A 7,894-nucleotide genomic window follows, 5' to 3' on the forward strand; every position below is an offset into this window, starting at 1 on the left:
CTTGATTACACCTTTAACAGCAGCGTATTTATCTAATCGGTTCAATCGGTGACTGCGGTTGTCGTAATAAGTTTTGCGGTTAAGGTGCAGCTTGGCAAGCAAAAGCTTTAACGGCACCTCAGGTCGCTCAGCCCTAATCTCGGTATGATCAATGCCGTATTCGCGTTCTAGTTTAGCTAAAGAGGTTTGGTGGGATAAGTATTTACTGCAAATTTCCATTTTCAAAGCAGTTGAATATTTAGTCATGAAAAAAGTGCTCCTAATAGTCAGATTAATGTCTAACTATTATGGAGCACTTCAAATTAAGATGATTTAATTTCGAGGTTAATAGTAATTTATTACAACTAGGCTAGATCAGCACCATTGGTAGAAATAACCTTCTTGTACCAGTCAAATGACTTCTTCTTGTAGCGCTTAAAGGTTCCGTGACCTTCATCATCTTCATCAACATAGATAAAGCCATAGCGCTTGGACATTTCACCAGTTGAGGCACTAACTAGGTCGATGCAGCCCCAAGGAGTATAACCCATGACGTCAACGCCATCGTCGATTGCCTGGGAAATAGCTTCAATATGTTCACGCAAATAATCAATCCGGTAATCATCTGCAACATAATAGTTTTCATCCGGCTTGTCTACCGCACCTAAACCATTTTCAACAATAAATACAGGTTTTTGATAACGATCTGACAGTTGATTTAAGGCAATTCTAAGACCAGTAGGGTCAATCTGCCAGCCCCAGTCACTGCTCTTTAAGAATGGGTTCTTAACGCCGCCCATCAAGTTACCATTTGTTGTTTCTTGATTTTCATGAGTAACGTCAACTACTGAAGACATGTAGTAACTAAAGCCAATATAGTCAACTGGATATTGAGCTAACAATGCCAGTTCTTCATCAGTGTAATCAAGGTCTGCTAATTTAACACCTTGGCGAGCCAATAAGCTCTTTGTATAAGCAGGATAGTGACCCCTTACTTGAACATCAGCGCAGAAAAAGTTATTAGCCTGGTTGTCTTGCAAAGTAGCTAATTGGTTCTTAGGGTTAGAGTCATAACTATAAGTAGTAGCGTACAAAATCATGCAGCCAATTTTAAGATCAGGATCCAGTTCGTGACCAATCTTAACAGCTTTAGAACTACCAACGAATTGGTTATGCCAAGCCTGAAAGATATTTCTTCTGTCTTCCGGACTATCACTAGCTGTCATTCCTTGACTCATGATCGGGAAGTGAGCAGCACTGTTGATTTCGTTAAAAGTCATCCAATACTTAACTTTATCATGATATCTGGTTAGAACTGTGCGGGCAAAACGTTCATAAAATGTTATCAGTTTCTTATTTTTCCAGCCGCCATATTCATTTATTAAATGAAGAGGTAATTCATAGTGAGAAATAGTAATTACAGGTTCGATATTATACTTCAAGCACTCATCAATTAGTGAATCGTAAAATTTTAAGCCCTCTTCATTAGGTTTTTCCTCGTCACCATTAGGAAAAATACGTGACCAGGCAATTGAAAAGCGATAGCACTTAAAGCCCATTTCACCAAAAAGCGCAATATCTTCCTTATAGTGATGATAATGATCAATACCTACATGATTGGGATAAAAATATTTAGAATCCATTTTAAAATCAAAACCTGGATCATTAATTATTTTCATACGGTCTTTACCACCAGGTAAAACGTCTGGCAAGGATAAGCCTTTGCCTCCTTCTTGGTAGGCACCTTCTAATTGGTTAGCAGCAGTAGCACCGCCCCATAAAAATCCTTTAGGAAAATTATTTGTAGTCATCATTTTCTCCTTTCGTTATTTTAAATCTAGTAATGCATCTCCAATGGTTATTGTACCATTTGCAACTGCATTAACTTCATGATAATTATTAGAATTAGTAACAACCACTGGTGTTGTAATTTCAAAACCGGCTTTTTTGACGGCTTCCAGATCAAAATTAATTAAAGGTTCACCCTTTTTAACTTTCTGGTCCTTTTTAACTAAAGTAGTAAAGCCCTTACCATCAAGTTCAACTGTATCCATACCGATGTGAATCATTACCTCTGCACCATTATTGGATTTAAGACCAATAGCGTGTCCTGTAGGGAAAACCATCACTACTTCACCATCAAGGGGTGAACAAACTTTGCCATCTTTAGGCTCAATTGCAATTCCTTTACCCATTGAGCCGCTAGAAAAAACTTCATCTTTGACTTGATTTCGCGGCACAACCTGACCAGTTAAAGGAGCTACTAATTTTTCTTCCTTATTATATGTAATTTCTAGTTTAACTGTTACTGAACTTGCAGTGTTGCCTGCTTCAGCTTCACTAGCGCCTGCATTTGCAGCTAATTGTTCAGTTAATGGTGCATCAACACTCTTTTTACCAAAAAGCATCTGGAAGACAAAACTTAAGACAGTCGCTATTGCCATAGAAGCTATTAAACCATAAACTGTCCCGTCTACCCCATTTTTGCCAATAGCTCCGGGAATTGCAAAGATACCCATTCCTGCAGAAGTATATAATTGGTACCAAAAAATCCAATTAAACCACCGCCAATAGCTGAAGCTATACAACTAAGTATAAATGGCAGGTTCTGTAACACCAAAAATACCGGATACAAAGGCGGGAATTGCCAGACTACGAGTCTTTTCATCTTTAGTCTGGAAAATTATTGCTAATACAACACCAGTATGGGCAAATGAAGCAGCTAATGACAACCCAACGATCGGATCGTAACCTAAAGCGGCTAAATTAGTCATCATAACCGCCACAAAACCCCAGTGAACGCCAAAAATAACAAATACTTGCCAAAATGCTTCCATTAATATACCAGCCAAAGCAGGACTAAAGTTATATACGCCACTAACCATTGCTGCAACAGCATTACCAAGCCAAGTAGCTATTGGTCCAATTACAATAAAAGTTATAGGAACTGTAATTAACAAAACTACAAATGGCACTAAGAATGTCTTAACAACATCCGGGATGATTTTTTTGGCTAATTTTTGGACTTTAGAAGCAAACCACACTGACAAGATAATCGGAATTACTGATGAGGTATAATTCATTGAAATTACCGGAATTCCTAAAAAAGTCATATGAATTGGTGCCTCAAGGATAGTCCCTTTAAAAACCGTAAATAATGCAGTTTTACTGCTGGCCATTGCCACAATTGAAGGATAACAAAGTGCAGCACCAATAGTCGCACCTAAATAACTATTTAAGCCAAACTTTTTAGTGGAAGTGATACCTAAAATAATTGGCAGGAAGTAGAATAAACTGTCGCCAATGGCATTTAAAATAATGTAAGTCCCTGAAGTCTGTGCTATCCAGCCAAAGGCTACGAACATGGCATTGAAGCCCTTAATCATACCAGCAGCACACATTGGTCCTAAAGCAGGTGTAAAAATACCGGAAATTAAATCTATCAGTTTGTCTGTCAAACTCATATTACCATTATCTTCATAATCATCAGGAACGCTGCCACCACCAGAAAATCCACCTACTTTAACCAGTGTGTCATAGACGTCAGCAACGTTATTACCAATAACTACTTGGTATTGACCGCCAGACTTGACAACAGAAATTACGCCATCAGTGGCTTTTAATTTGTCATCATTTGCCTTTTTCATATCCTTCAACTTAAAACGTAAACGAGTAGTGCAGTGAACTACACTGATTACGTTGTCTTTACCGCCAACGTCAGCGATAATTTCGTTACTTAAATCTTCGTATGCCATTTTTCCTCCTAAATATCAAAATCCGGGAACTTCAAGAAAACATCTCACTAATTTTTTGTGAGACTTTCACCTAAAGTTCTCGGGTTAATGCCTGTAAACAGTAACACATCGTTTAAACTAATTAATTATTAAAATATAGTAGAATTAACTCTCCCGTAATTGTGCATCATTTTGTCTGTGCGTTACCCGCCAGACATGAAGAGTTAAATATACTTGATCATCAGGCTGCAGTTTCCAGCCTGCTTGATTGTATAAGTACGTGCCAATTTTTTGGACAGTGTCATACGCCTTTTGATACTTGACTTTCATCAGTTCAATTAAAGAATTATCAAGCTCACTGCCTGAATCTTTCTCACTTTCACCACACATATGCCTTACCATGAAAGCACGTAAATGAGTCATGAATCTGTTGAAATTGAATGATTCAGTATCAAGCTGTATACCATATTGATACTGAATAATATCAATTACTCCACGAATAAGCTTAGTAATTTTGATAGTATCCTGCAGTTTAGTCTGACCAGAGCCAGCGTTAATAAAATGGTATGTCAGATAAGCTGCTTCACTTTTAGGAAAATCAAGCTTGGTTTTTTCCTGCATTAACTTTAATGCTTCCTGAGCCGTGCCGTATTCTTTAGGAAACAATTTTTGCATTTCCCAGCCAAGTGTATCTTGGCCTAATTCAATATTGCCAGTAGCACGGGTTATCATAAAGTCGATATGATCTGCCAATACCATAAACTGATAATCCGAAAAAGTTATCTGTAATTGTTTGCTGGCCAAATTAATCACAGCAGTAGTTAATGCTAAAGTCCTCTGATCAATATTCCGCACGCTGTCAACCATTTTAAGGTTTTCTCCAACAGCTATAAAACGGCGCGAAATCTTGTCCTCATCAATGGGATCACCAACTTTTTTGCTGAAACCAATCCCGTTACCAATCATCACCCAGTCTACTTCAGATTCATCAGACACCAAGGCAGCATTGTTGTTAAAATTCTTTACAAATTTCATTCAACTTACTTCCTTTCCAATAAAAAAACCTATAAACAGTACCAAAATAAGTATTGTTCATAGGTTAATGCCTGATCAAATCAGTAACACGTCTACTTACAGCTGATATTATAAAGTAATGCATAAGCGATTTCAATACTTATTTGATTATTATTTTTAAGTGTTTCCTACAAAACAAATAATTGTGCTTTACGCAAATTTATACTTAAATAATAGCTGAAACCTAATGCAGAAGTTTAAAGAGAAATAGTTCAATGGCAAATAAAAAGCAAAAACATTCTTTAAAATATCAAATATGGTCTACTATTCGTGTATTACTACTAGGAGCCCTTTTTTACCTGGGAGTGACCCTGATCTTTTTCGGTTCCGGGTTCGGTAACTCCTATGTCGTTCAACAAAATGTGCAAAAAACAAATACAATTTTAACACAAAAAAAAGCAGATAGAAATAAAAAACGCAAAACAAATTACGATGCCAGCAAAACTAAGTCAGTCAGTGCAGCCGAAGTTCTCAGAGCTAAGCAAGCCAGGGCCTATGCCATTGGCAGAATTGCTATTCCCAGTGTCAATATTCATAATCCCCTTTTTGCCGGTTATGGAGACCAGAACCAGAATCTGGAATACGGTGTGGTAACTTGCCTGCCCGACCGTGTCATGGGTGGTGCTAATAATTACGTACTTGCAGGACACTACATGGGGTCTTATGGTCCTGCCGTTTTAGATAATTTGCACTTGTCACGGCCGGGCGACCTCATTTACATAACCGACTTGCATCATATATATACATATAAAATCAAAACAATTTCTTTTGCCATTAAGCCCACTCAAGTTGAAGTTGAAAACAATGTGCAGGATAAAAGCATGATCACACTGATTACCTGTTCTGACTTTAATATCTCTAAGTATGGCTACGGCCAGCATCGGACAGTTGTACAAGGCGATTTAATCGCTAAAAATAAAGCGACCAAACATAACTTAATTGCTACAGAATTAACCGCTAAGCCAAAGCAAAGTAAAAAAAGGCGCCAGGCGTCTTTAACAGCCAAAAAAGACCATAAAAAAATCAAAAAGTCCGAGCAGGTTCGACCTGCAGCCCAGCCAAAGTTTTACCAAAATATGACTTTCATCAAGACGGTAATCATTACCTTTAATGTTATTTTTGTTTTAGCAATTGGCTGGCAACTTGTGCGCATTTGGATTTTGCACTAATTTCTTTAAAATCACTATATAACGATATCAGAAATAACTATTTTGAAATAGTCATCTGCAATAATACATGCTATACTGAGGCTTAGATAGTATTATGAGGGTAACATTTGTTTGCGGCTATTCTCGCGTATAATATTAATATATAGTTTTTAGAAAGCGATTTTTCAAAATATTAATATACCCATTGCTATTTTTATTAGTAAAGAAGATGATGACTAAATGTCGACTAGAACTAGTGAACTCAAATCAACGATCGCTACCTCTAATTTTGATATTGATGCGATAAATTCTATCGAAAATTCCAATTCAATTGCCAGCTGGATGCCTGATAAGGTCTTGCAAAAAATTGTGGCTGCGAATTTGAACCAAAATATTAGCCAGATTACCAAGGAAAGCTTAGCTAACTTAACTGAAATTAAATTAATAGCACCTAGTGAAAGACATGTTATTCATGGCGAACGGCAATGTGATGTTTCTGCAGGTGAATATAGGTTACGCTTAAAGATTACATCACTAGAGGGCTTAGAATACGCAACTAATTTAGCTAAAATAGACCTTGCCCCTAGTCGCGAATTTAATCACAAATGGCTACACCATACTATTGTTAATTCAACTTTAACGGATATTTCGGCTTTGCATGATTTGAATAAATTGACTTCTGTTAACCTAGAGATGTGCAGCGTGCATGATATTTCTGCTTTAGCAAATAAACCGCAACTAATTCAACTTAACCTTTCATACAATGCAATTGCAGATTTTTCACCATTAAAGACAAATAAACGGTTGCTTGAAAATGGTAGTGTAAACTTAAAAAAGCAAATAATTCGCGTTAAATCTATTCACATCCCTGCAGAAAGTACTTTTTACACACCTGACCCTTACAAACTATTTGATTTTAATGGCTCAAATATGCCACTTAAAATTGAAACAGGTAAGCATCTTAATTCCAGCTGCTTCATTAAACAATTTTGCAGCAATTGGAGTAACCATGTCGGTCAAATTACTGATGAACAGACTGTAACTTGGAACCTTCTGGGATTGAAACCTGGTGACGGGGCAGCAATGACCGTGAAGTTCCACAGTATGAATCACGTGCAAGAGCCGCTAATTACTGGTTGGTATATTATTCCTTTTAGAATAGTCACAGGTCAACCTATTACTTTTCATTTTAAAGACGATGACGGCAACACAATTGCCTGTGAACAGAAACTGTATGGCGATATTAATACCAGCAGCAATATCTCTATTCCGAGCTTTACCGGCTATTCAATTGCTGCAAAATTAGTTGACGGTATTAAGACTCCAATCAGCCAGGACTTTGTCACGACCACTATTAGTGCCAAAGTACAAGACATTACCTTGCTTTATAACCGCGATAAGCCAAAAAACATTACCATTCATTATCAAGATGAAAATGGCAAAACAATTGCACCCGAAAGTATAACTAGTGGTGATTTTAATCAACAAAAAGTAATTGAGCCTAAAGATGTTCCTGGCTATACTCCTATTTATTATGAAATTGACCACAATGGCAACTCTTATCATTTGGGAAGCATAGCTATTCCGCTCAATAGTCAGCCGCAAGATATTACTTTCTATTATGATAAAAAAAGCAAAGAAAAAGTATCTAATGTGATTGTTCGCTTTGAAGACATGGACGGCAATAAGATCGCTCCGAATAAAATTATAAGTGGCTTTATTAATGATCAACAATCTGTTCCAGCATTAAAACTACCAGATTACACTATTAAATTTAAAGATTTTAACGGTTCACATATTACAAATAATTTAGATACAACCGTAATTACTCTTAAGCAACAGTCGCAAAAGCTAATCTATGTCTATACTAAAAGCATAGCGGAAAGCAAAAGCCTAGTTAAGACTGATAATACGACTAACTATAAGCACAGTAAATATAACTATAAGCACAGTAAATAT

General features: G+C 36.9%; 4 protein-coding genes and 2 pseudogenes. 2 read left to right on the forward strand and 4 right to left on the reverse strand.

Features of this window, described 5'->3' with window-relative positions:
• The 4 genes and pseudogenes from Q0K80_RS09250 to Q0K80_RS09265 all read right to left on the reverse strand — a co-directional run.
• A pseudogene (locus tag Q0K80_RS09250) lies at positions 1-246 on the reverse strand (hypothetical protein); the annotation flags it as partial.
• Positions 247-344: 98 nt separating this feature from the next.
• Complete coding sequence (locus Q0K80_RS09255; RefSeq protein WP_294605674.1) at positions 345-1,793, reverse strand: glycoside hydrolase family 1 protein; 1,449 nt, start codon at positions 1,791-1,793, stop codon at positions 345-347.
• Positions 1,794-1,805: 12 nt separating this feature from the next.
• Positions 1,806-3,734, reverse strand: a pseudogene (locus Q0K80_RS09260) (beta-glucoside-specific PTS transporter subunit IIABC).
• A gap of 144 nt (positions 3,735-3,878) precedes the next feature.
• Complete coding sequence (locus tag Q0K80_RS09265) at positions 3,879-4,748, reverse strand: PRD domain-containing protein (protein WP_294605676.1); 870 nt, start codon at positions 4,746-4,748, stop codon at positions 3,879-3,881.
• Positions 4,749-5,002: 254 nt separating this feature from the next.
• On the opposite strand from Q0K80_RS09265, the gene Q0K80_RS09270 reads away from it, so the two are divergent.
• Both Q0K80_RS09270 and Q0K80_RS09275 read left to right on the forward strand, forming a co-directional pair.
• The gene (locus Q0K80_RS09270) at positions 5,003-5,956 is read left to right on the forward strand and encodes a class A sortase (protein WP_294605677.1); all 954 of its coding nucleotides are present in this window, start codon (positions 5,003-5,005) and stop codon (positions 5,954-5,956) included.
• A 219-nt stretch (positions 5,957-6,175) separates the two neighbouring features.
• Positions 6,176-7,894, forward strand: a 1,719-nt coding sequence (locus Q0K80_RS09275; protein WP_294605678.1) for a MucBP domain-containing protein, incomplete at its 3' end; no start/stop codon positions are given.

This window comes from uncultured Lactobacillus sp. (assembly GCF_945290125.1).
Taxonomy (GTDB): Bacteria; Bacillota; Bacilli; order Lactobacillales; family Lactobacillaceae; genus Lactobacillus; species Lactobacillus rizhaonensis.